This window comes from Citrobacter amalonaticus, from assembly GCF_018252635.1.
In the GTDB taxonomy this organism is placed as follows: Bacteria; Pseudomonadota; Gammaproteobacteria; order Enterobacterales; family Enterobacteriaceae; genus Citrobacter_A; species Citrobacter_A amalonaticus_E.
On record NZ_JAGTXM010000062.1, the window covers coordinates 1 to 356 of the forward strand.

Here is a 356-nt window from a genome sequence, read left to right on the forward strand (position 1 = left end):
GGGCCCGCCAAGATCCGCGGTTCTTTCGGGTCGGGAAGGTCAGTCGGTCAGACCGTGTGCGCGGGCGACGGCGTCGAGCGTGATGTGCCCGCCCTGCACGTTGAGCCCCTTCGCCAGTGCGACGTCCTCCGCGGCCGCCCGCTCCCAGCCCTTGCCCGCAATCGCCGAGACGTAGGGGAGCGTGGCGTTGGTGAGCGCACGCGTCGCGGTCTCGGGAACCGCGCCGGGCATGTTGGCGACGCAGTAGTAGATCGAGTCGTGCACCGCGAACGTCGGGTCGTCGTGGGTGGTGGGTCGCGACCCCTCGAAGCAACCGCCCTGGTCGATCGCGATGTCGACCAGCACCGAGCCCTTCT

Annotated in this window: 1 pseudogene; it reads right to left on the reverse strand. The window is 69.9% G+C overall.

Annotated elements, in window-relative coordinates:
• Positions 1 to 39: 39 nt before the first annotated feature.
• A pseudogene (locus KE671_RS22715) lies at positions 40 to 356 on the reverse strand (alanine dehydrogenase); the annotation flags it as partial.